The sequence below is a fragment of the Lysobacter sp. TAB13 genome (assembly GCF_052113885.1).
Classification (GTDB): Bacteria; Pseudomonadota; Gammaproteobacteria; order Xanthomonadales; family Xanthomonadaceae; genus Lysobacter; species Lysobacter gummosus.
Genome location: NZ_JBFRDR010000007.1, coordinates 115,684 through 138,298, shown reverse-complemented (window position 1 = coordinate 138,298; position 22,615 = coordinate 115,684). Strand labels below are relative to the sequence as shown.

The 22,615-nt window shown below is 63.5% G+C and carries 17 protein-coding genes and 1 pseudogene; 7 read left to right on the top strand and 11 right to left on the bottom strand.

The features are described from left to right. Positions 1 to 886 precede the first annotated feature (886 nt). Entirely contained in the window at positions 887 to 1,897 is a 1,011-nt protein-coding gene (locus AB4Y92_RS10880) for an NADP-dependent oxidoreductase (RefSeq protein ID WP_441819659.1), read from the bottom strand. 38 nt (positions 1,898 to 1,935) lie between these two features. After that, the gene (locus AB4Y92_RS10875; RefSeq protein ID WP_441819658.1) at positions 1,936 to 2,832 is read right to left on the bottom strand and encodes an oxidoreductase; all 897 of its coding nucleotides are present in this window, start codon (positions 2,830 to 2,832) and stop codon (positions 1,936 to 1,938) included. 79 nt (positions 2,833 to 2,911) lie between these two features. Here AB4Y92_RS10875 and AB4Y92_RS10870 point away from each other — a divergent pair, with 79 nt between their 5' ends. Beyond that, positions 2,912 to 3,475: a TetR/AcrR family transcriptional regulator gene (locus AB4Y92_RS10870; RefSeq protein ID WP_441819657.1), complete on the top strand. Its 564-nt coding sequence runs from the start codon at positions 2,912 to 2,914 to the stop codon at positions 3,473 to 3,475. A 210-nt stretch (positions 3,476 to 3,685) separates the two neighbouring features. Here AB4Y92_RS10870 and AB4Y92_RS10865 read toward each other — a convergent pair whose 3' ends face one another. The 6 genes and pseudogenes from AB4Y92_RS10865 to AB4Y92_RS10840 all read right to left on the bottom strand — a co-directional run bounded on the left by AB4Y92_RS10865 (position 3,686) and on the right by AB4Y92_RS10840 (position 9,986). Further along, entirely contained in the window at positions 3,686 to 4,579 is an 894-nt protein-coding gene (locus tag AB4Y92_RS10865) for an NAD(P)/FAD-dependent oxidoreductase (protein ID WP_441819656.1), read from the bottom strand. 92 nt (positions 4,580 to 4,671) lie between these two features. Continuing rightward, positions 4,672 to 4,803 (bottom strand): annotated as a pseudogene (locus tag AB4Y92_RS10860) (oxidoreductase); the annotation flags it as partial. Beyond that, a complete protein-coding gene (locus AB4Y92_RS10855; protein ID WP_441819655.1) occupies positions 4,740 to 5,078 on the bottom strand; it encodes an SDR family oxidoreductase in 339 nt (112 codons plus the stop codon). The gene AB4Y92_RS10855 and the pseudogene AB4Y92_RS10860, both read right to left, overlap by 64 nt. Positions 5,079 to 5,114: 36 nt before the next feature. Continuing rightward, positions 5,115 to 8,183, bottom strand: a complete 3,069-nt coding sequence (locus AB4Y92_RS10850; RefSeq protein WP_441819654.1) for an efflux RND transporter permease subunit — start codon at positions 8,181 to 8,183, stop codon at positions 5,115 to 5,117. Beyond that, entirely contained in the window at positions 8,180 to 9,286 is a 1,107-nt protein-coding gene (locus AB4Y92_RS10845; RefSeq protein WP_441819653.1) for an efflux RND transporter periplasmic adaptor subunit, read from the bottom strand. The genes AB4Y92_RS10850 and AB4Y92_RS10845 overlap by 4 nt, the downstream gene beginning before the upstream one ends. An 82-nt stretch (positions 9,287 to 9,368) precedes the next feature. Continuing rightward, positions 9,369 to 9,986 (bottom strand): TetR/AcrR family transcriptional regulator, encoded by a 618-nt coding sequence (locus AB4Y92_RS10840; RefSeq protein WP_441819652.1) that lies wholly within the window; start codon positions 9,984 to 9,986, stop codon positions 9,369 to 9,371. A gap of 978 nt (positions 9,987 to 10,964) precedes the next feature. On the opposite strand from AB4Y92_RS10840, the gene AB4Y92_RS10835 reads away from it, so the two are divergent. From AB4Y92_RS10835 to AB4Y92_RS10825, 3 genes are all read left to right on the top strand, one after another. Next, on the top strand, positions 10,965 to 11,873 hold the full coding sequence (locus AB4Y92_RS10835; protein ID WP_441819651.1) for a LysR substrate-binding domain-containing protein: 909 nt from the start codon (positions 10,965 to 10,967) through the stop codon (positions 11,871 to 11,873). Positions 11,874 to 12,012: 139 nt separating this feature from the next. Further along, a complete protein-coding gene (locus tag AB4Y92_RS10830) occupies positions 12,013 to 13,005 on the top strand; it encodes a cyclase family protein (protein WP_441819650.1) in 993 nt (330 codons plus the stop codon). Between the two features lie 344 nt (positions 13,006 to 13,349). Then, positions 13,350 to 13,898, top strand: a complete 549-nt coding sequence (locus tag AB4Y92_RS10825; protein ID WP_441819649.1) for a hypothetical protein — start codon at positions 13,350 to 13,352, stop codon at positions 13,896 to 13,898. Positions 13,899 to 13,917: 19 nt separating this feature from the next. Here the strand turns inward: AB4Y92_RS10825 and AB4Y92_RS10820 are convergent, their stop codons facing one another. Further along, positions 13,918 to 14,262 carry a YegP family protein gene (locus AB4Y92_RS10820; protein ID WP_441819648.1) on the bottom strand — a complete coding sequence of 115 codons (345 nt, stop codon included), beginning with the start codon at positions 14,260 to 14,262 and terminating at the stop codon, positions 13,918 to 13,920. Between the two features lie 616 nt (positions 14,263 to 14,878). Between AB4Y92_RS10820 and AB4Y92_RS10815 the strand changes: the two genes are divergently transcribed. Beyond that, positions 14,879 to 15,301 carry a hypothetical protein gene (locus tag AB4Y92_RS10815; RefSeq protein ID WP_441819647.1) on the top strand — a complete coding sequence of 141 codons (423 nt, stop codon included), beginning with the start codon at positions 14,879 to 14,881 and terminating at the stop codon, positions 15,299 to 15,301. Between the two features lie 113 nt (positions 15,302 to 15,414). Further along, complete coding sequence (locus AB4Y92_RS10810) at positions 15,415 to 17,172, top strand: hypothetical protein (protein ID WP_441819646.1); 1,758 nt, start codon at positions 15,415 to 15,417, stop codon at positions 17,170 to 17,172. Between the two features lie 247 nt (positions 17,173 to 17,419). Here AB4Y92_RS10810 and AB4Y92_RS10805 read toward each other — a convergent pair whose 3' ends face one another. Further along, entirely contained in the window at positions 17,420 to 17,575 is a 156-nt protein-coding gene (locus AB4Y92_RS10805) for a hypothetical protein (protein ID WP_441819645.1), read from the bottom strand. A 301-nt stretch (positions 17,576 to 17,876) separates the two neighbouring features. Here AB4Y92_RS10805 and AB4Y92_RS10800 point away from each other — a divergent pair, with 301 nt between their 5' ends. Further along, on the top strand, positions 17,877 to 19,676 hold the full coding sequence (locus AB4Y92_RS10800) for an Ig-like domain-containing protein (protein ID WP_441819644.1): 1,800 nt from the start codon (positions 17,877 to 17,879) through the stop codon (positions 19,674 to 19,676). Positions 19,677 to 19,923: 247 nt separating this feature from the next. On the opposite strand, the gene AB4Y92_RS10795 is transcribed toward AB4Y92_RS10800, so the two are convergent. Beyond that, positions 19,924 to 22,473, bottom strand: coding sequence for a glycoside hydrolase family 3 protein (locus AB4Y92_RS10795; protein ID WP_441819643.1), 2,550 nt, complete (start codon positions 22,471 to 22,473; stop codon positions 19,924 to 19,926). Between the last annotated feature and the right edge of the window lie 142 nt (positions 22,474 to 22,615).

The window sequence follows — 22,615 nt, the reverse complement described above, 5'->3', positions numbered from 1 at the left end:
CCGAGTTCCCCTACGCACTGCACGCTCTGTTTGACCGGCACGGCCAAAGGCCAACTCCGTAGTCAAGGGTCGAATGGGATTTCGGAGGCTTATGTTCTAACAAGCGAATTCGAGTGGCGCCCGTTTATCGAAGGGCTTCCGGGCACCGTACCTGCCACCGGTCACCAGTACTCTCCGGCCGCGCTATATGTCGGTACAAATGGGCCGGCCTTCTGGGCCGTCGCTGGGAGCCGACTTGTCGCCTTCGACATCTTCGGAAATGACGTTACCGATGCACAAAACCAGGCCGCTCGTCATCCGTACTTCGACCAATGGACAGCCGAGCTCACAATAGCCGGCAAACCGACGGTGCCAGTGTCGAAACTGTTCGAGGTAGGACCGTAATCGGCCAGGCCCTCTTAGTCCCATCCAGCTTCGCGCACGCGCTCGGCGAGCCGCACGTTGAGCACCACTCCGCCCTCGGCTGTTGCGCTGTATCGTGTCAGGGCGCGGGCATGACATCAGCGAAGCCATGCGACTGACGGCAGGGCTTGCGTTCAAGATTGAGCTATCAGAGCGTAGTCAGAAGTTTTTTGATCAAATCGCCGTGTGTGGCGGGTTCCGCTATCTAGACGTGCCGTTCCACGTGTATGGACACCTTCCGGTTGACCTCGACCTCACCGTATGGGCGCTGCGCCGATACTGCCGTCGTTGGCTACCGAAATCGGCCAAGCGCAGCCCCACGATCCACACCTGTCTCGCTGATGGGGCATTGACCGCGCAAATCAGTAGCTACTAAACGACTGACGGCCGTCTACAAAAATCTGCGCGATTCAATACCCCGGCGCCTTCTCGCCGGTTCCGCTGGATATCGTATCCGTAGAGCGAGCGATGCGACCGGAGATTGTCAGGCTGCGCCTGCCGGGGGCAGGGCAATAACGACCTTGCCCTTTGCCCGGCCCTGTTCCACGTATGCGATCGCCTCGGGTGTCTCATCGAACTCGAATGTGCGGTCGAGGACCGGACGCAAGACTCCAGCGTCATACAACGCGGATAGTGTCTGCAGCTGTTTGCCATCGGCACGCATGAAGAAGAATGCGTAGCGCACGCCGCGTTTCTTCGCCTGCGCTCGCACCTTGCGGCTCAACAGCCACATGATGGGTTTCAACAGCGGCTGCCCAAGCTGATCGGCGAATGCGGGATCCGGTGGACCCACGACACTGATGGCAAGGCCGCCAGGCTTGAGAACCGTCAGTGATTTCGCAAGATTGTCGCCGCCCAGCGAGTCGAGCACCACGTCGTAACCGCGGAGCAGTTCGGCGAAACTCTGTGTCGTGTAGTCGATGACCTCGTCGGCGCCGAAGGATCGCACCTTGTCCGCGTCCTTACCGCTGGCAGTCGTTGCCACGTATGCGCCGAGATGTTTCGCGAGCTGGATTACGGTCGAGCCCAGGCCACCTGCGCCGGCATGGATGAGTACCTTCTGGCCCGGCTTGATCCGCGCCAGTTCGACCAGCGACTGCCATGCGGCAAGCGCCACCAGCGGAACCGCCGCGGCCTCTTCCATCGTGAGCGTCCTGGGCTTGAGGGCAAGGTCGGCGTGATCGACGGCGATGTACTCCGCGAAGGTGCCGATGCGCAGGTCGCGGGGTCGCGCGTAGACCTCGTCGCCCACCTTGAAATCGTGAACGTCGCGGCCAAGCGCGGTCACGACACCCGCAAGGTCGTGGCCGAGTACGAATGGGGGCTTGTATTTCAGAAGCTGCTTGAATTCCCCGTTGCGCACCATCTTGTCCAGTGGGTTGATGCTGGCGGCGCTGATACGCACCAGCACATCACGCGGTCCGACGGCGGGCTCCGGCACCTGGGCGGCGCGAACACCGTCCTTCCCGTATTTTTCGACAACGAATGCCTTCATGTTCGTCCCCAGAATTGGTCCGCTGGCGATGGATGCAGTTACGCCGAGAATCCGTTGAACTTGCGCAGCATGCCGTCGACCAATCCCTCGGGCATGAATCGGCGCAGGGAGCGCACTTGGTGCGACTGCTTGCCCGCGGTATAGCGCAGCTTGGGCTTGAGGGCGGTCGCGGCCTTCACCACGGTGTCGGCGACCACCTGCGGCGGGTCGCCGGCTTCCACCCATGTGCGCATCAGGCTTTCACTGCGGCCGCGCTCGGCGGCATAGACGGATAGCGGCCGGTCCGCGCGTGTCAGATTTTCTTCGAAGGACGTGCGCGTGACCCCAGGCTCGACCAGCAAGGCGCGGATGCCGAAGGCGCGCACTTCGTGATCCAACGATTCGGTATAGCCTTCGATGGCGTGCTTGGTCGAGGCGTAGAACGCGTTGAACGGCGACGGGATCAGGCCGAGGATCGAACTCATGTTGATGATTCGGCCGCTCTTCTGCTTGCGCATGATCGGCAGCGCGGCATTGACGACGCGCGCGACTCCAAAGACGTTGACGTCGAACAGGCGCTGGGCCTGGGCTATGGACGACTCCTCCGCGCCGCCGAGCAGTCCGATGCCAGCATTGTTGACCACCAGGTCAATCCGGCCTGCCTCGGCCACGATCGCCTCGACCAGAGCACGTACCGAAGCTTCTTCGGTCACGTCGCAGATCAGCATCGTGATGCCCTGTGCGCTCTCCACCGGCTTGCGGCTGGTGCCGAACACCCGGAATCCCGCCGCTGCCAGTGCCCGGGCCGTCACCAGGCCGATGCCCGAGGAGGCGCCGGTGACCAAGGCCACGCCATTGTTCTGTCTTGTCATGTCTTGAGCTCCCGGGGGTTTGGTGGGCGCGCGGCTGCTGTAGGGGAGGGCGGCCATGCCCAGAACCTCAATGATGATGATCATAATCTAAAATGTCAATGTTTTGATTATGAGCGTCATCAAATGAGACAATGAATCGGTTTTCCCCGTAGGAGCGTCAGACGTGAAGGTCACCAAGGCACAGGTCCAGGAGAACCGGGCCCGCATCGTCGAGACCGCCTCAACCTTGTTCCGGGAGCGCGGCTACGACGGAGTCGGGGTGGCCGAGTTGATGACGGCTGCGGGATTCACCCACGGGGGCTTCTACAAGCACTTCCGCTCCAAGGCCGACCTGATGGCCGAGGCGGCGGCCAGCGGCATTTCGCAGCGCGTGGCGGACAGCGACGGCGTGGATCTGGTGGATTTCGTCGCACGCTACCTGTCCCGGGAGCACCGCGACGCTCGCGGTGCCGGCTGCACGATGGCCGCCCTCGGCGGCGACGCCGCACGCCAATCCGAGGACATCAAGGCGACGTTCGCGGACGGGATCGAACGCAACCTGGCTGCTTTTCAGCGCGGGGAGCCGGGGGACGCCTTGGATCGCGCCCGGACGCTCGATACGTTTGCCCGCGCGGTTGGTGCATTGGTTCTGTCGCGCGCTTGCCCGGATGACTCACCGCTGGCGGACGAGATCCTGGAGACGTGCCGCAGGCAGATTCTTGCCGAACTTGGATTGCCCAAGGTTTAAGACACTCGCCAGCCTCTAAGTGAGGCACGTTCAAACGCCTCGGGACTGACGCCGCAATTGGCGATAGAAGGTAGGGCGGAGGCCAGCGCTGCCGGTGAGAATCGCGGGCACGTTGAGTTCCCGGTAGGCACGCCACTGGAAAAGCCAACGCCCACAACGCCTCCGCGAACCAATCCCCGGCAATGCGACCGGAGAAGGGAGTCTGCGCTCTCAGACCAGCATCGATTGCTGGGCGAAGATGCCCGCCATCGCGCCGTGCGATGACGCCAGGGTGACCGAGGGGATGCCGGGGTTGACGAGGTCGCCGGCGGCGTAGATGCCGGGCATGCTGGTTTCGCGACGCTCGTCGGCCTTGAGGACGATGCCGAGGGGCGTATCGACCGTGGCGAGGCCCAGTGATTCATGCAGGCTTGCGGACGGCTTGTTGCGCGGATGCGCGAACAGGATGTCGACCGCGACATTGGGGCCGGTAGCGAGATTGACGGTGGCGGTATGGCCCCCGTGATGGGCGATCGCGGTGATCGGGTCATCGACGACAGGTATGTTGCGACGCGCCAGATCGGCCTGGATATCGGGCGGAATGTCGTGACCATCGGCGAAGAGCGTCAACCTGTCGGTCCAATCGTGGAACAGCCTCACTGAATTGTGCGACTGCGGGCCGGACCAGACGAGGCCCCAATGCTGGCCGGCGACTTCAAAGCCGTCGCAATAGGGGCAGGGCACGATGGACGTGCCCCAGCCTTCGGCAAAGCCCGGAACATCAGGCATCTGGTCAACGACGCCATAGCTCAGGATCAGGCGGCGCGCCCGAAGACTTTCACCATCGCCAGTGAGAACGGAGAAATCGTCGATGGCGCCGGAGACGCCGTCGGCCCGGGAATTGACCATTTTGATCGTGGGATAGCGCGCCAGTTGCTGCCGCGCGTCGGCCAGGATGGTCAGCGGTGGCTTGTGATCGTGGCCTAGCAGGCCATGCGAGTAGCCGGCGAAGCGATTGCGCGGCAGGCCAGTATCGAGAACGGTGACCTTGCGGCGGGCGCGGCCGAGCTGCAGGGCGGCGGCGAGACCGGCAAAGCTGCCGCCGATGATGATGACGTCATCCATGGTGATGGGCTCAGTGTTGTGGATGGAGGGAGCGGGCTGCGCCTGAGGCGCAGTGTGTGGTCAATCCGGTGACCGCAGACTGGCCAGTTATCGGGCCGTCCGAACGCCTTCCTGAGGGTGGTGTCGATAGGGCCCGCAGGCATGAAACGGCGCAGTTTGCTTAGAAGCGAGGTCTGTCCGGCTGGCGGGCGCCGCATGCGCCAACCGCCGAGAGCCGCCTCGACGTTTCTTCCGTCGAACCGAGAAGTGTCACGCCCGCGCTATTCACCAGTACCTCGATGCGATCGGCTGTGGTGGCGACTGCCTGAACTGCGTTTTTAACCGACGCTTCGTCGCGGATATCCATCTCGATCAGCTCTACGCCAGATACTGGCTGCGCTTTGGCGGTGTTGCGCACGGTGCCGAACACCCGGCAACCTTGTTCGGAGAAGCGAATTGCGGTGGCGCGCGCGATGCCCGATGAAACCCTGGCGACAAGGCCAACTTTGGAATTCGACATGACGGAATCTTCTCGTGTCTAACTAGTCGTGGTGGATCAGGCCTGCAAAGGAGCCGGTCGGATTTTGAACCAGATGGAGTACATGGCCGGCAGGAACACCAAGGTCAGGACTGTCCCCGCCAACGTGCCGCCAATCAGCGTGTAGGCAAGCGTTCCCCAGAACACGGAATGGGTCAGTGGGATGAACGCCAGGATTGCCGCCAAAGCGGTCAGGATTACCGGGCGGGCACGCTGCACGGTCGCTTCCACCACGGCGTGGAACGGGTCGAGGCCCGCCTGAGCGTTTTCGCCGATCTGTCCAATCAGGATCAGCGTGTTGCGCATCAGAATTCCCGACAGCGCGATTAGTCCGACCAGCGCATTGATGCCGAATGGCTGCTGGAACAGGATCAGTGTAGGCACGACGCCGATCAGGCCCAGCGGGCTGGTCAAGAAGACCATGACCATCGCGGAGATCGAACGCACCTGGAAGATGATGATGATCAGGGTGATGGCCAGCATGATCGGGAACAACGGCAGCATGGCCTTGGTCGCCTTTCCCGACTCCTCGATGGAGCCGGCCTGCTCGATCCGGTAGCCGCTCGGCAGCCGGTTCACGATCGGCTGGAGTTGCTGCAGCATTGCCGTGGAGACATCGGGAGGCTGTAAGTCGTCGGCGATGTCGCCGCGCACGGTAATCGTTGGCATGCGATCGCGCCGGCGCATGATCGGTTCTTCCATGCGCACCTCGGCCTCGCCCACCTGCGAGAGCGGGATGCGTTGCCCATTGGCGCCCGCCAAGGTGAAGTCCGCTACCCGGGCTGGATCAAGCCGGATGTCGCCGGACGATCGCGCGATGACCTGTACAGTGCGGATGTCCTCACGCACAGCGGTAATCGGTATGCCGCTCAGCAGGAATTGCAACTGCTGCGCGACGGCACTGGAGGTCAGCCCCACCGCCTGCAGCCGATCCTGCTGCAAGGTAAAGTGCAGCGTGGGCGCGCGCGTGCCCCAGTCCGTGTTGACGGTACGCATCATCGGGCTCGTTTCCATGACCTGCCGTACGTCTGCGGCGATCTCGCGCAGCTTGACGGGGTCGGGCCCGACCACCCGGTAAGCGACCGGGAAAGGCGAGTAAGGGCCGAACACGAGTTGGGTGACACGCACACGCGCCTCGGGAACCAGGCCATCGGCGATCGCTCGGCGCAGCCGGTACTTCAACGCCTCCCGCTCGTCCTGATTGTCGGTGCGAACGACGATCTTGGCGAACGATGGATCGGGCAGCTCCGGCCCCATCGCCAAGTAGAAGCGCGGCGCGCCTTGGCCCACGTAGGCGGTGACGATCCTGGCTTCCTTCTGCTTGGCCAGCCAGGTTTCTACCTTCGCGGTGGCCGCGCTGGTCTGCCCGATCGCGGTGCCGTAAGGCAGTTGTATCTCCACCAGTACTTCGGGCCGGTCGGAGATCGGGAAGAACTGTTTCTTGACGATGCCCATGCCGAGAATCGCCAGGACGAACAGTCCCACCACCGAGCCGGCCACTAGCCACTTGCGTGCGATCACGCGCTCCAGCACCTGACGGAAGCGGTTGTAGCGCGGCGTGTCGTAGATGGCGTCATGGCCGCCTTCGATCTTTTTGAAATCGGGCAGCATCTTCACGCCGAGGTAGGGCGTGAACACCACCGCGACCACCCACGAGGCGATCAACGCGGTGCCGACGATCCAGAACATGTTGCTGGTGTACTCGCCCGCGCTAGAGCGCGCGAAACCGTTGGGCATGAAGCCGATGGCGGTCACCAGCGTGCCCGACAGCATGGGCGCGGCGGTGTGACTCCATGCGTAGGCGGAGGCTTTGACGCGGCTGTAGCCTTCCTCCATCTTCACCACCATCATCTCGATGGCGATGATCGCGTCGTCCACCAGCAGGCCCAGCGCCAGGATCAAGGAACCCAGGGTGATGCGGTCGAAGTTCTTCCCGGTCGCCGCCATCACCACGAAGACCGCCGCCAGCGTCAGCGGCACGGCCGCGGCCACCACGACGCCCACGCGCCAGCCCATGCTGAGGAAACTCACCAGCATGACCACCAGCAGCGCGACGAAGAACTTGACCATGAACTCGTCGACCGCCGAGCTGATGTTGACCGCCTGGTCGGTGACCTTGGTCAGGCTGATGCCTAGCGGCAGCTCGGCGTTGACCGCGCCGACCTCGTGGTCCAGCGCCTTGCCCAGGTCCAGGCCGTTCCAGCCGTCGCGCATGACGATGCCCAGCAGCAAGGCCGGCTCGCCGCCGTTGCGGATCAAGAACGTCGCGGGGTCTTCGTATCCGCGCCGAACAGTGGCGATGTCCGACAACTTAAGCGTACGGCCCTGCGCGACCACCGGCGTATCGCGGATCTTCTGCAACTCGTCGAACGCGCCATCCAGGCGGACAAGCACCTGCGGCCCTTGGGTTTCCACCGATCCCGCCGGCGTCAGCGCATTCTGGTTGTTGAGCGCAGCGAATACGTCCTGCGGGCCGACGCCAAGCGTCGCCAGGCGTTCGTGCGAAAACTCAACATAGATGCGCTCGGCCTGCTCGCCGATGATGTTGACCTTCTTCACGCCCGGCACGTGCAGCAGCCGCTGGCGCAGTGTTTCCGCTTCGCGTGCCAGCAGCCGCTGCGGTTCGCCTTTGGCCTTCAGCGCGAACAGCGCGAAGGTGACATCCGCGTACTCGTCGTTGACCATCGGACCGATCACGCCGGCCGGAAGATTGTTGGCCTCGTCGTCGACTTTCTTGCGTGCCTGGTAGAACTCCTCCTGCACAGCCGAAGGCGGCGTGCTGTCGAGCAAGGTCAAGGTGGTGAAGGCCAGGCCAGGTCGCGTGTAGGTCTCGCTGCGGTCGTACCAGCGCAATTCCTGCAAGCGCTTTTCGATCTTTTCGGCAACCTGGTCCTGCATTTCCTGCGCGGTGGCGCCGGGCCAGGCGGTCACGACGGTCATCACCTTGACCGTGAAAGCGGGATCTTCGGCGCGACCCAATTGAAAAAACGCGATCAGGCCGGCCAAGGAGATCAGGCAGATCAGGAATAAAGTGATGGAGCGCTCGCGTACGGCGAGCGCCGACAGATTGAAACGGCTCCCGCTCACGGCGCGGCTCCCGCGGCGGCGGGCTGGCCGGCGATTCGGACCTGCTCGCCTTCACGCAACAGATGGGCGCCCAGCGCGACGATGCGTTCGCCTTGCTTGAGCCGGCCGGTGACGCGAGCGCCTTCGTCGCTCACGCGCAGGACTGTAACCGGCCGCCATGCCACCTTTGCCGGGTTGTCGTTGATGACCCATACCCCGGGCCCTTTACCTGCATCGAACAGGGCCCCGACTGGCACTTGCAAGCCGCTGGGCCCGCCGGAATGCCCGTCCGCGATCTGGATGGTGACCGTGGCGCCTAATGGAGCGTTTGCCAGTTCCCCTTCGAGCACGTACCGCGCCTCGAAGGTACGTGTTAGCGGATCGGCGGCATCCGACAACTGCCGAAGCCGCGTCGCTACGGCGACTGCGTCCTTGCCGAAGAGTGTGGCTTGCCCGGCGGACCCGACCGCAGGACGCAGGGTTTCTGGCAATTGGACCAGCGCCTCGCGCGGACCGGCATGCGCCAGGCGCACGACGACCTGTCCGGCGCCGACGACCTGTCCAGGTTCCGCCAGCGTTTGCATGACCGTGCCATCGCCATCTGCCAGCAACTGCGCATAGCCGCTCGCGTTGCGAGCGACTTCGGCTTGGGCTTGAGCCGCGCGAAGCTGCGCCTTGGCGGCATCGGCCGCGGCTTTGGCTTGTTCGTAAGCCGATGCCGATACGGCGCCGATTCCGAGCAGGTTGCGATAACGGACTTCCTCTTGCGTCGTCTGCACCGCCTGCGCGCGCGCGGCGGCAACGGCTTGCCGTTGCGCATTCACCGCAAGCTCGAGATCGGCCGGGTCGATGCGCATGAGCGACTGCCCGCGCCGGACGGTTTGCCCCGCATCCACGAGCCGTTCCAGCACCTTGCCCGAAACGCGGAAGCCCAGATCGCTTTGTACCCGGGCGGCTACGATCCCGGTGAACGACCGGGATGCGGCATCCGGAGCTTGAACGGCGACAACGCGCACCAGCGGTGGCTGGGTTCGCGGATCGGAGGAAGTTGTGCCGCCGCAGGCGGCAAGCGCGAGCGGTAAGGCGGCGCAGAGGGCTGCGGATAAAGCGAGGCGCCGGCGCATGTGAGTCCCAAAGAGAAGCTGATCTGGGACAAAAGCATGATACTAGTGACCAATTTCGTCAATAGTCACAGCGCGGCGTTCATCATGGAGACAGGCTGCGAAGGATAAGTCCGGACAGCCGGGCCGGCGCTTCTTCGGTGTAATCGAAGCTGTGCTGTAGCAGAAGCGGATTCAGATAAGGCCGCATGACGAGATAGATCGCAGCGGTGGTCTCGTCGAGCGGGGTTTTACGCTCGAAGTCTCCGGTTTGTCGGCCTTCCTGGATGATGTCCTGAAGCAGGGCCTGCATGCGCGCCTCGTAGGCGATCGTCACTGGCCAGCGTTCGCTGGCCGCTGAGGCGGCGATTTCGTAGAGCTTGCGATCCTGGAACAGCAGGCGCAGGGTTGCATCGACAATGGCCTTGAACATGCGCCGAAGCTTCTCTGGCGGCCGATCACCCCCGCCGATCGCGGCCCGCACTTCGGCCTCGATCTGGAACATGCAGTTGACGCAGATAGTCTCGCCAATGGCTTGTTTGGATTCAAAAAACTTGTAGATGTAGGCCTTGGAGAAGCCCACCGCCTTGGCGAGGTCGGAGACGGTCGTTTTCTCATAGCCGTACCGGCTGAAATGCTCGGTTGCGGCTGCAACGATCTGATCCCGCAGCTCATGATCGGCGGGGCCACGAGTCGCGACTGAATGAGAGGGTGATCTGTTCATGTCGTGAGCCTATCGTCTGGTGGGCTAATAGGCAACAAGTGACCAAACGGTAATATGGTCAGCTAAAAATAAAGGCTGCGCGCTGGCAACTGCTCTTCCTCGCCAGTGCCAGATCATGCCTGCTCACGTTCAGCTAACGCTCGAACACGCTCTTAGCTGGGCGGCTGGCGAGTAGGCGGGAGCAAGGCCGCGCGCCGGTGTCGGAGGACCAATCCGGAACAGGCCGGATGGAAGCTGGGCTGACAAGGTGCACCGCGACTAGCCGGGCCGGGTCAAAGGCGCCCGCGTGATCGCGAGGGGACGTTCGGGCCATAGAGGGGCGGTGCCTAGTCGATCATGGTCGAAGGTAATTCTAGATAACCGTAGATGATCCTGAGTAATAGAGAGTTGGATTCCGGTTGTCCGTGATCCACCCACCCCAACGGCCCTCAACAGGCGAACCAAAACCCGAAACCCACTTTTGGGAACCACAGGTGGCGTACCCAGTAAGGCCGGGCATCGTTGCGCTCGTTTAGAGCTAAGCCATTGGATGGAGGTTCGAATCTATCTGGCCGCGCCTAAGTTCAAACCAGTCTCTTCACGGCAAGGAACGTGTAGGCACACGGAGCCACCGTATGTGGATGTGGAAATGCAATCAGGACCACACTTCTCCGCGTGGGGCTAGGGGCCGACCGCCCTTTCACTGGGCCAGATCGCAATACTTTGCATCTCTCGCGACTCGCGATTCCGGCTCCGCCTAGGTGCTGAGTTGCTTGGTTTCCCTGCGTCGAGGAACTGCGTGCTTACGCAACTGGCTGAAAGAGCAGGGAAGCCCATTCCCGGCGCTACAGGTCTCGGCTGACGCCACCGATCACCACGCTCAAGCATGAGGCGTGCTTGTGGGCGCGACACCGGAAAGCGCAGCCTGCTGAGCCCGCGCTGGCCGCCGAGCCGCGGCGGCGGCATCATGGCCGCCCCTCACCGCCGAGCAGCCGCTGCATGGATTCCCTCGCCCCGATGCGCAGCTTCCGCCGCGTGGTCGAGCTGGGCAGTTTTGCCCGCGCCGCCGACGATCTGGCGCTGTCGGCCGCTGGCCTGAGCAAGCAGGTACGCCAGCTAGAGGCGCGCCTGGGCACGGTGCTGCTTCAGCGTACTACCCGGCGCATGAGCCTCACCGACGGCGGCCGCCTGTATTTCACCGAATGCTGCCGCCTGCTCGACGAAATCGACGCGCTGGAGCAACGCATGCGCGAAGGCTCCGAGCGCGTGGACGGTCTGCTGCGGGTCAACGCGCCGCTGTCGTTCGGCTTGTGCGTGCTGTCGCCGCTGCTGAGCCGGTTTCTCGCCGAGCACGCGCATCTGCGCCTGGACCTGGTGCTGGAAGACCGCGTCGTGGATCTGGTCGGCGAAGGTTTCGACGTGGCGGTGCGGCTGCGCGCGGAACTGGAAGATTCCAGTTTGATTGCGCGCCGATTCGGGCGAGTCGAGCAACTGCTCTGCGCAGCGCCCGATTATCTTCAGCGCCGCGGCGAGCCTCGCACGCCGCAGGAACTGTGCGGGCATGCGCTGCTTGGCTACAGCCTGTCGCAGTCGCCGCGCGCCTGGCGCCTGCAGGATGCGGATGGCGAGCGCGAGTTCGCGCTGCCGGCGCCGCGCGCGGCCGCCAACAACAGCCTGCTGCTGCGCGACCTGTTGCTCGACGGCCACGGCATCGGCAGCTTGCCGTCGTTCGTGGCGGGGCCGCAGATCGCCGCCGGGCGCCTGCGCGAGGTGTTGCCGCGCCATCGCCAGGCGCCGCGCCAGGTTCACGCGGTCTACGCCACCGGCCGGCACCTGCCGGCCAAGGTGCGCGCCTTCCTCGATTTCCTCGCCGCGCATCTGCCGGCCGCGCTCGACGGTAATGGTTGACGGCGATTGCTGACCGCCAGCGAATAGTCCCTGCACCTGCCGCGGCTGTTTCGCCAGCGCCGGCGCGCCCATGCTGATCCCAACGCGGCGCCACGCCGCACGATCGGCGCCGCCCCGGCGCGAACGCATGGAGAATCCGATGAAACTCGCCCACTCCCTGGCCGGCGCCGCGCTCGCGCTGGCCTTGACCACCGCCGCCGGTACCGCCGTCGCCAGCAACGCCGCCGAAGTCGGCCGCAGCCCTTGGGGCGCCGATGATCAGATCGGCCGGCTCAACATGATCACCGAGCAGTCGCGCGCCGCCGTGCTCGGCCGCCTGCGCGGAGGCAAGGTCTACGATTTGGCCACCGAGTACTTCGTCGGCATGCCGAGCTGGCAGGCCGCCGGCGATCCGCACTACCAGTTCTGGATGACCCACACTCCGCGCGGCACCCAGGTCGACGACCCGATGCAGGTCGGCGCGGCGATGAACGCCCATACCAGCTACACCGGAACCGCGTTCTCGATGTATAGCCACACCGGCACCCACATCGACGCGCTCAACCACTTCGGCATCGGCGGGCGGATCTGGAACGGCTTCGAAGCCGACCAGCACCTGGGCGACCGCGGCTGGAACAAGGCCGGGATAGAGAAGTTTCCGCCGCTGATCGCGCGCGGGGTGCTGCTCGACATCGCCGCGGCCAAGGGCGTGGACATGCTGCCCGATCAATACCGCATCACCCGCCAGGACCTGCTCGCGGCGCTGGAGAAACAGAAGACGCAGTTGCAGCGCGGCGACATCGTGCTGATCCGTACCGGCCGGATGAAGCTGTTCGAGAAGGCCGATGCCTACATCGCGCAGCCGCCGGGGCTGGGCATCGACGCGGCGCGCTATCTGGTCGAGGAGGCGGGGGCGATGGTGGTCGGCGCCGACAACCTGAGCCTGGAGACGTTTCCCTCGGAAGTGCAGGGCGAGTACGTGCCGCTGCATACCTACCTGCTGGCCCAGCACGGCGTTCCGATCATCGAGCTGATCGCGCTGGACGAGCTTTCGCGCGACCGCGTCTACGAGTTCGCCTTTATCGGCGGCCCGCTCAAGATCCGCGGCGGCGACGCCGCGCCGCTACGGCCGGTGGCGATTCCGCTGCGTTGAGCGCGGGGCTGCGCGGCCGCTCAGAGCCGCGCAGCGGGTAGAGCGCTGTCGTCAGCGTGCGATACACCCCACGCCGCTGAGAACCTGTGCGGCAGCTCGCCTGGAAGCAGCAGGAGATCGTGTCGGAAATACACCGGCGATCAATCCTCAGAACACGGCGCGAAATCCCAAATGGGCGCGGCACTGCCGTCTAGCATTATCGCGTAGACGACAAGAATGTTGCTTCATGCTTCGATGGTTCCGGCCGCTGGCCGGCGACATGAAAAATATACAAGGATGCCCACTTGAGCCCGGCCACAACGCGCTCATTGCTGGCTTGCGTCCATGAGCGAGGGAGACACAACGTGGACAAGAATGAGATGGTCAAGGGCTTTTCTCAGAATGATGCCGTGGTGATCCTGAAGACGGACGGCGAAACGCTCCAAGGATATCTGTCAAAAATCGATCTGGCGCGAGACTGCTTCGTTATCCAAGTAGCCGTCTACATCGGTCTTGATGGAAAAGTCGAGCGCGAGGATCTTGTCGAGTGCAAGTTCGGCGACGTCGACACCATCAGTAAGTTCGGTAATGAGCCAAAAAAACCACGCACTTTCGACGCTGATCTTAAGCAATATCCGATCGGCAAGTACCTGATGATCTGGGGCAAGCATGACAGCTCAATCAACCCGACGATCGAGCAAGGAGCGTTGAAGAGCATCAACTGGGATAAGCGCACGCTCGTGCTGCACAACATCACCTACGATGAGGACCGAACAGTGAATATCGATCGGATCAGCTTCATCGACGGTACCCGCAGCGGACCTGGTGCCTTGGGGTCCGTGCAAACACCGGATTGGCATCTCAGGCCCGACGGAGCCTGGTACCGGGGCGAGCGGAAATACGCAGGCCCGTAACTCCTCGGCAACCGCTCCTTCAACCGCCGTTCGCAGGCGTCGCGTTCGCCGCGATCGCAGTCGGCCTTGACGGCGACCAGCGCGACTTCGGGTTGCCGCGGCCATTGCGCCGGCGCGCGTGGCAGCACTCCAGCGCCAGCGGCAGGCGCCCCGCCAGCCGCGCCGCGGCGACCTGTTGCAGTAACTCCTCCGCATCGGCCGGCGTGCGGCCGCCGCTCGCCGGCGGTGCATGTTCGATGCCGTCCTGCGCGCTGGCTTTCGCGTTGTGGAACTCGCTAGTGAGAGTGCTCTCGCGGTTGCCTGCCTTCAGGGCAAATCGACATTTTCTCCGAAGCATCAGTGCCGCTTTGGCCGCTGTACGCATGGAACGTCGCACTCGTTGGTAGCCGGTGCTTTTGCGAGCGAAGTCGCATTGGCGCGAAATAGACGCCAAATTTTGTGAGCTTAATCAAGGATCAATCAAAAAATTTGGCCGCAGCTTCCGCTTAACAGCGTAGTAGTTGGCGATGCGCTAAGACGCAGATGCTTGAACCTAAGACGACGGCGCTTCTGTTGAATCACAGAAAAGGCTATCCATGAACCTCTAAGACGACTTCGTCGCTTATCGCCCTGTGTCGTTGACCAAGGAAAGTCGCTGCGCGAAGCACCAGGTTCTGATTCAGGCCTGCGTGTTTTGACGCGAGTCGATCTGGGCGGGAGTGGGAGTATCGAACGACGTTCCTCTGAATTGCGGAGCTGTCGCCAGAACGGCAGCGCCTATTCGGGGTGTCCTTGCAATAGTTCTGCACCGCCATGCACGACGCTGTCGACGTGAGCCGGTGGAAGAAACTTCATGGTCCACAAACTGCTCGACGGCACTGTTCCGGTAAGCATGCGCCATGCAGCACCGGTTCCACGGAGCCAGCGGCGTGACAGCCGGTGAAGGCAGCAGCGGCGCCTCACCCAGTCCTGGAAGCCAATCAAGATAAGGAGATTCCATCATGGCAACGATCCAATGGTCGAAACCTCAGTCCCTGGAGTACATCCCCGACGGCAAGCTCGTGACGTTCACGGCGATGCATCAGGCCGCATACACGCAATACGTCCAGGTCATCGACGCCGGCGGCAACCCCATCAGTTTCTATTGCCTGGATGGCAGTCAGGCGAACTTCCCGATCTCGGGAAGCGGAGTCAACGTCGGCTTCCTCCAGAACGGAGCCGGCAGGTTCACCATGGCGCACGGGATGCAAGTCCAGTTCGGCAGCAGCGGGCCATACGTTCCGCAAGTCTCGGCGGGCAATCCGGTCGTGTTCTTCATCAACAAAACACTCGGTGGGGGCAACTTATACGTGACGGAAGACGGTACCGATAATGATTTCAACGATACCAACTTCGTGATCCAGTGGTACCAGTACGTGGGCTGACCCGCCCCCGTCCCCGGCTGAAATGGGGCGGCGTGATAACTCATGAATTCCCATGGCTGCCGCGATGGATCGTCCGGATTCACCACGGAGCGCAACAATGACGGAGTGCAGCAATGAAGACCGGAATCATTATGTTCGGTGCACTCGCCGGTACGTTGGCGATGTCCACATCATGTACGAAAACCGAACCCACTGTCGCCGCTTCATCGATCTCCAAGGATCAGAAAACACCGTTTCCGGGCGGCGCAGAAATCACGCCGGCTGACCTGACCGCGACCCCGGCGGCTCTGCCCGCCGCTCCGCCGCCGTACAACTACGACCCCTACAACCCCAACATCACCCACGCGGAATACGCCCGCTTCGCCTGGCGGCAGTTCATCCACTTCAATTCCCCCGCGCAGAAAAATGGCGTCGATGCCGCCGGCAAGTCTCCGGTCGTGCGGGGCAGCATCGATCCGAGCCGCAACTTCGCCGCATCCGGCGCCAGCGACTTTTACCAGAGCGGCAGAACCGCCGCTTCCAACTTCAGCGGCAATCAGTTGGTCTGGGAAACCTTTGCTCACCGGTCCGAGCTGTTCCCCGCGGGATCGGCCCCCAAAGGCAACCTCGCCACCCTGGATCCCGAGTACGCCTTCCAAAATATCAAGGTCGCCTCGACCGACGCCCGATTCAACAATCTCGACGAAAATACCCAGATCGGCCAGAACCAGATCTTCTTCCCGAAAAGCGGCAGCACGCCGTCGGCCAATCCCCAGGACGATCACATCATCTTGTTCCAGGCCAAGGTGAGCCCTGTTGAATATGGCTATATAAAATCCATCTACAACGCCAACAAGCCCCCCACCGCGCTGGAATTGCCTCCCAACGGGACGGACCAGGGAGAATCGGTGGAGGTCAAGTCGGCATGGCGGGAAATGACTCCCGCCTTGATCGCGTCCGGCCGCTATCACACGGCCGAGGCCTTGTACTACTACCAGGAGAATGGCCAGACCCAGGCTCGGGTGGCCACCTTCGGTCTGGTCGGCCTGCACATCCTGCGTAAGATGGAGAACTACCCGACGTTCGTCTACACCACCTTCGAACAGGTGGACAGCCTAACCACGCCGGACAAGAAAGACACCGGGTTGTATGTCATCAACCTCTATGACCAACTGCAATACGATGCATCGGTACCGCCAGGGACAAGGCCGTCGGCCATCCTCAATTCCGGATCCAACCGGACCCTGGTTGCGCTGCCGTTGGCGGGCGCGATCGATAGTGCGCACGGCTACGATGTCATCCCCGGCAAGTTCACCGTGCCTGCCGGGTTTTCGGGTCCGATCAAGGTCCAGAATCCACCGGTAGCGACAAGCGCTGTCTATAGCGTCAACGCTGAAGTCCAGCAAGCCATGGCCAGCACGCCCGAGTTCAAGAATTCGGTGTGGCAGTATTATCGTCTCGTGGGGCTTCAGGTGTTGCCCACGAACGAGGACAGCTCCGTCACGCCGGCTACGCCTAATCCGCTTACCCAGGACTATTACCTGGCGAATATCGTGGTCGAGAGCAGCCAGCCTGGCATCCAGTTGTTCAAGGGCGGAGTCAAGGATCCCAGCCCCGACAAGAAGGAATTCACCCTGCTCGCCAAGCGCGGGTTGCCAAGTATCCTGGGCGTGAAGAAGTTGCCTCCGAATAGCGACCAGTTGGTGATGGGTGGGTGCATGGGTTGCCACGGCAACGCGCAATACCCCAGGGACGAGGAAGGCAAGGGTCCGAGCATCTTCAGCTTCCTGATCAACAAGGACACCATGGGCGGACAGGGCTTCAGTGCCGACGAGCGGAACGAATCCCCTGGGCAGTTGAGCGCGAAACGTCTGGAGTATCTGACCTATTGAGTAAGGCGTGAGCCCGGAAGCGTTCTCGCTTCCGGGTGATGCGCGGTGGTCACGCGGCGCCCTCGAGCGTGGGGCCAAGCCGCGGAAAGCCGCGGTGGCTCGACTTGATCCCATCGTTGTGCTCAGGATTGAATCTGCCTATCGAGTAGCGGGCACGGGTGGACTGCGAAGCAAATCTAAGACAGCGGTCGTGCCAAAAGGGACTGATTCGACGATCGTTGCGCACCTGCTTGATGGGCGGCTAAAGCTACTCACCTCGACGCCCATCGAGCAGCCTGTGACCCTTCGGCGTGGAATAACGCCAGTAGTCGATGGTCGCCTCCTGCATGATGCACTTCGCCTTACGCAACGTCGCCTGGCGCTTGATGCAGTGCCGGAACTTCAAGCCGTACCAGTCGAGCATGCTAAGGCGCATGCGCACATCGCGGTATAGCAGCCTATTTCGCGGTGTGACGGTCACCGCATTAATCTGAAATGGGCAACTTGACATGCGGGTCGTCGCCCACCACAGTCGGCGGCGTCCGATAGCGCTGCACATGCATGCAGCGCACTGCGCGGATCAGCAACTGACCGCACAACTGTTGTCATTGTTCTCTGGGGGGAACGGCCGCGCCGCAGCAGGTCTGCCGCGCGTGGCTTGAAAAGGTCGGCGCATTCGCGCCCGCCTCCTTCCCTATCCACCAGGTACCTGGAGAACACACCCAATGAGCATCAGATTGACAGGAATCTTGCTGTCCGGCTTTTTGTTGACGGCCTGGCTGTCGCCCGCGCACGCGCAGAGTGTCAGCTGCGCGGGGATCGCCGAATGGAACGCGGCCACCATCTATAACGCGGGCAGCAAGCTCGTCTATCAGGGGCGGCTGTACCAGGCGACTATGTCGATCTGGAATACACCGCCCACGCACTGCCCCAGCTGCGGCTACTACCAGGATCTGGGTGCTTGCAGCGCTGGCGGCAACCAGCCGCCCACGGTCACGTTGACCGCACCGGCGAACGGCGCCACCTTCACTGCAGGCGCCACCATCACCGCTACGGCGAATGCAGCCGATGCCAACGGCACCGTCGCCCAGGTGCAGTTCTTCCGCGGCAGCACTTCGCTGGGCATCGATACCACGTCCCCCTACAGCGCGAGCTGGAGCAATGCGACCGCAGGCAGCTATGCGATCACTGCGGTGGCCACCGACAACGAGGGCGCCACCACTACTTCGGCTGCGGCCAACATCACCGTCAATACCGGGACGCCCGACACCACCGCACCCAGCGTGCCGGCCGGACTGGTCGCGACGTCGGTGACCTCGTCCAGCGTCAACCTGAGCTGGAACGCCTCCACCGACAACGCCGGCGGCAGCGGCGTCGCCGGCTACGACGTCTACCGTAATGGCACGCTGGTCGGCTCGCCTGCCGGTACTTCCTACAGCAGCACCGGCCTGACCGCGTCCACGGTCTACACCTTCCGTGTGCGCGCCCGCGACAACGCCGGCAACGCCTCGGCGCAAGGCACGCAGATCAGCGCGACCACCAGCGCCGGTGGTGGCGGCGACAACACACTGCCGCGCCATGCGCTGGTGGGGTACTGGCACAACTTCACCAATCCATCCGGTGCCACCTTCCCGATAAGCCAGGTTTCCAATGACTTCGACGTCATCGTGGTCGCCTTCGGCGACGATGCAGGCAACGGCGCCGTCAGCTTCACGGTCGATCCGGGCGCGGGAACAGAAGCGCAGTTCAAGGCCGACGTGGCCGCGGCGCGCGCGCGCGGCAAGAAGGTCGTGCTATCGCTGGGCGGCCAGAACGGCACGGTGACGCTGAACAATGCAACGCAGGTCGCCAACTTCGTCAACAGCATGGAGGATCTGATCCGCTACTACGGTTTCGACGGCGTGGACATCGATCTGGAAAGCGGCGCGGGCGTCTTCCACGGCGCGGCCGTGCAGACCAATCTGGTAACGGCCATCAAGCAGCTCAATACGCGCATCGGTCCGTCGTTCTACCTGTCGATGGCGCCCGAGCACCCGTATGTCCAGGGCGGCTTCGCCGCGTACAGCGGGATCTGGGGCGCCTATCTGCCGATCATCGACGGACTGCGCCAGGAGCTGGACCTGATCCACGTGCAGTACTACAACAACGGCGCGCTGTATTCGCCGTACAGCCAGACCGGCTTGGCCGAGGGTTCGGTCGACATGCTGGTCGGCGCCAGCCTGATGCTGATCGAGGGGTTCAGGACCAACAACGGCACCGGCGTCGTCTTCAACGGCCTGCGGCCGGATCAGGTGGCGTTCGGACTGCCCTCGGGCCCGTCCTCGGCCAACAGCGGACAGGCGTCGCAGGCCACGATCGCCAATGCCCTGAACTGCCTGACGCGGCTGCAGAGTTGCGGAACCATCCGGCCCCAGCAGACCTATCCCAGCTTCCGCGGCGTCATGACCTGGTCGGTCAATTGGGACCGGCACGATGGTTTCAACTTCTCAAGGCCGGTGCGGGCGACGTTGAACACCTTGCCCTGACCAGCGGCGAAAAAATCGGGGCGGGCAACGCTTCGCCTGTCCTCCAACTTCTACTTACTCGGCGCCCTTGGTGGGCGCCGATTTTTTTGTCGCCTCCCCGCAAACGCATTCCAGCCATAGCCAGAGGTCTTCAGGCAAATTGACCGCATGTGTTTTGGCGCGGTCGTGGCTGTTGCGGCGGACATGCGGAAAACACCTATGCATCGGTGGACTCCGCGCCGAAGCTCGGAACAATCTCTGTTGCAGGTTACTTTTTGGCCCCGCATCCGAGCGTCCGCTCGGCTTCGCCCTGCGGGGTCAGCGCGATACGCGAGAACGACAGCTGTAGAGGTGCGGAGGTTTCGATCGCCAACAGGCCCGACAACTTCGACAGGTTCGCGCCGGCCAGCGCGAAACACTTCAACGGTATCCCGAGCGTGGTCCATTGGCCGACCGGTAACGACGCTAACGAATCGCGCAGCGGCAGCGTCGCGCCGCAACCTTCGCCGCAGGCAACGCTTATGGCCACTTCGCCCTTCGGTGGAGCGTCCACGCGAAGCGCCAGCGACAGCTGCATGTCGCCGTTGGCCTCGCGCGTCAGGTCCTTCGCCGCGTCGGCGATCAACGACAAGCGTGCGGGCGCCGAGCCTGACCAAGTCACCCGCCGCGCATCTTCCTGGCGCCGGTGATCGACCGCGGCGATGCGGATACTGTCGTCGTCCGCCGCCGCAGGCAGCGTCTTGATGCTGACGGCGCGCCGGTCGGCCGCTTCCAACGTCAGCGACAGTCCCGGCGCCAACATGCCAAGCCCGTAGTACTGGCCCGGTTGCGCTTGCGCGAGCGATACGCCGGAAATTTCCGAGAGCGGTGCGAGATCGCTCGCGCGGGCATACGTCAGGCCGTAACCATAGGGGAACTGCGGGCGGTAATTCTTCTGGCCGACATTGTTGGCGTACTGATCTGCGCGGCGCGGCCAGGAATAGCTGAGTCTGCCCTTGAAGTCGTAATGGATGCCGTCGTCGGGCCCGCGCAGCAGAACATCGGCGATGCCGGCGCCCTCGCTGCCCGGCAGCCAGGCCGCGACGAAGGCATCGGATGCGTTGATCTCGCGGTTCACCCACAGCGGCCGGCCGCTGAGGAACACCGTCACCACGGGAATGCCGTCGGCCCTCAGTTTCCTGATGAGCGCAAGCTCGCTGTCGTCGCCGGGCTTGTAAAGCAGCGTCGGCAGATCGCCCTGGAACTCGGCATAAGGGTTCTCGCCGATCACCACGATGGCGGCGTCGGGTTTGGTTCGATACCGGCCATCGGGCGCAAGCTCGGCGCTGCCGCCGGCGACTTGCACCGCGGCCTTCAACCCTTCCCAGATCGTCTCGCCGTTCGGGAAATCCGCGCGTGTGGTGCCCGTGCCCTGCCAGGTCAACGTCCAGCCGCCGCTCTGCTTGGCCATGCTGTCGGCGCCGTCGCCGGCGACCAACAGCTTCTTCTTCGGGTCCAGCGGCAGCACGCCGCGCTGGTTTTTCAACAGCACCAACGATTCGCGCACCGCCCGGCGCGCGACCGCGCGATGCTCGGGGGCGCCCAGCAACTCGAACTTGCCGCCGAGCGCTCGCTGCGACGGCTTGCCGGCATCGAACAGGCCGAGCCGGAACTTCACCCGCAGCACGCGCCGCACCGCATCGTCGAGACGGGCCATCGGAATCGTGCCGGCCTTCGCCGCGGCCAGCGTGCTCTCGTAAAACGGTTTCCAGCTGTCGGGCGCCATCACCAGGTCGACGCCGGCGTTCACCGTCGCCGGACACTGCGTGTTGTCGCAGCCGGCGATTTGGCCGTGCGCGTTCCAGTCGGTGACGACGAAGCCGCCGAAGTTCATGCGTCCTTTCAGCACGTCGGTGACCAGCGGCTTGTGACCGGCCAGTTTCACGCCCTGGTAGCTGCTGAAGGAAATCATCACCGCTTGCGCACCGGCGGCGATGGCCGGCGGGTAACCGGCGTTGTGTATGTCGCGCAGCTCGGCCTCGCCGATCTGCGTATCGCCTTGATCCTTGCCGTCGCTTGTGCCGCCGTCGCCGAGATAGTGCTTGACCGAGGAGATCACGTGCGCGGCGTCCAGGAAATCCTTGTCGCCGACCTTACCCTGCAGCCCTTCGACCATCGCGCCGGCGTAGCTGGCGACCAGCTTCGGATCTTCCGAATAGCCTTCGTAGCTACGGCCCCAACGGTCGTCCCGCGGTACCGCGACGGTGGGCGCGAAGGTCCATTCCATGCCGGTGGTCCGCGTCTCGATCGCGGTGATCCGGCCGATCTCGCGGATCAGGTCCGGATTGCGCGTCGCACCCAGGCCGATGTTGTGCGGGAACACGGTGGCGCCGATCACGTTGCTCTGGCCGTGCACCGCATCGATGCCGTACAGGATCGGGATCGCCTTGCCGCCGCCGCGGGTGTCCATCGAGGCTTCGTAGAACGCGTCGGCTTGCGCAAGCCATTGCGCCGGCGCCGCGTTGTACTTGCCGCCCGGATCGGAGCCGCCGCCGGCCAGTACCGAACCCAGGCGGTACTTGCGCACATCTTCGGGCGTGAGGCTGGAAATGTCGCCTTGCACAATCTGGCCGACTTTTTCTTCCAGCGTCATCGTCGCCAGCAGCGCGTCGATGCGCGCCTCCAAGGCCGGATCGGCCGGTAATGGCCAGGCCGGCGCCGGCCAGCGCTCGGGCTGGATCGTGCCGCCTGCCGGCGCATTCCCGGCGACGCCGGGGCCGCTCAAGCCCAATGCCGCCGCCATGACCAACCCACCCCGGCGTAGCACCGCTGAGGGCATCCGAAGACGCTTCGATACGATCTTCAAACCTTGCTCCAAAAAAGTCCGCGCGGGCAGGGTGCGCACTCGCCCGTGACGCCACCTGCGCTTGCGCAAGGCAAGCAAAGCCAGGGGCGAATCGCGATGCGCGCAGCAAACCCGC

What these genes read in the sequence shown, in the direction of transcription:
- AB4Y92_RS10865 (WP_441819656.1), bottom strand. Translation starts at nt 4,579, where the DNA reads ATGGATGACGTCATCATCATCGGCGGCAGCTTTGCCGGTCTCGCCGCC.
- AB4Y92_RS10800 (WP_441819644.1), top strand. Translation starts at nt 17,877, where the DNA reads ATGAGCATCAGATTGACAGGAATCTTGCTGTCCGGCTTTTTGTTGACG.
- AB4Y92_RS10810 (WP_441819646.1), top strand. Translation starts at nt 15,415, where the DNA reads ATGAAGACCGGAATCATTATGTTCGGTGCACTCGCCGGTACGTTGGCG.
- AB4Y92_RS10880 (WP_441819659.1), bottom strand. Translation starts at nt 1,897, where the DNA reads ATGAAGGCATTCGTTGTCGAAAAATACGGGAAGGACGGTGTTCGCGCC.
- AB4Y92_RS10820 (WP_441819648.1), bottom strand. Translation starts at nt 14,262, where the DNA reads ATGCGTACAGCGGCCAAAGCGGCACTGATGCTTCGGAGAAAATGTCGA.
- AB4Y92_RS10845 (WP_441819653.1), bottom strand. Translation starts at nt 9,286, where the DNA reads ATGCGCCGGCGCCTCGCTTTATCCGCAGCCCTCTGCGCCGCCTTACCG.
- AB4Y92_RS10835 (WP_441819651.1), top strand. Translation starts at nt 10,965, where the DNA reads ATGGATTCCCTCGCCCCGATGCGCAGCTTCCGCCGCGTGGTCGAGCTG.
- AB4Y92_RS10805 (WP_441819645.1), bottom strand. Translation starts at nt 17,575, where the DNA reads ATGCTCGACTGGTACGGCTTGAAGTTCCGGCACTGCATCAAGCGCCAG.
- AB4Y92_RS10840 (WP_441819652.1), bottom strand. Translation starts at nt 9,986, where the DNA reads ATGAACAGATCACCCTCTCATTCAGTCGCGACTCGTGGCCCCGCCGAT.
- AB4Y92_RS10830 (WP_441819650.1), top strand. Translation starts at nt 12,013, where the DNA reads ATGAAACTCGCCCACTCCCTGGCCGGCGCCGCGCTCGCGCTGGCCTTG.
- AB4Y92_RS10875 (WP_441819658.1), bottom strand. Translation starts at nt 2,832, where the DNA reads ATGATCATCATCATTGAGGTTCTGGGCATGGCCGCCCTCCCCTACAGC.
- AB4Y92_RS10795 (WP_441819643.1), bottom strand. Translation starts at nt 22,473, where the DNA reads ATGCCCTCAGCGGTGCTACGCCGGGGTGGGTTGGTCATGGCGGCGGCA.
- AB4Y92_RS10815 (WP_441819647.1), top strand. Translation starts at nt 14,879, where the DNA reads ATGGCAACGATCCAATGGTCGAAACCTCAGTCCCTGGAGTACATCCCC.
- AB4Y92_RS10855 (WP_441819655.1), bottom strand. Translation starts at nt 5,078, where the DNA reads ATGTCGAATTCCAAAGTTGGCCTTGTCGCCAGGGTTTCATCGGGCATC.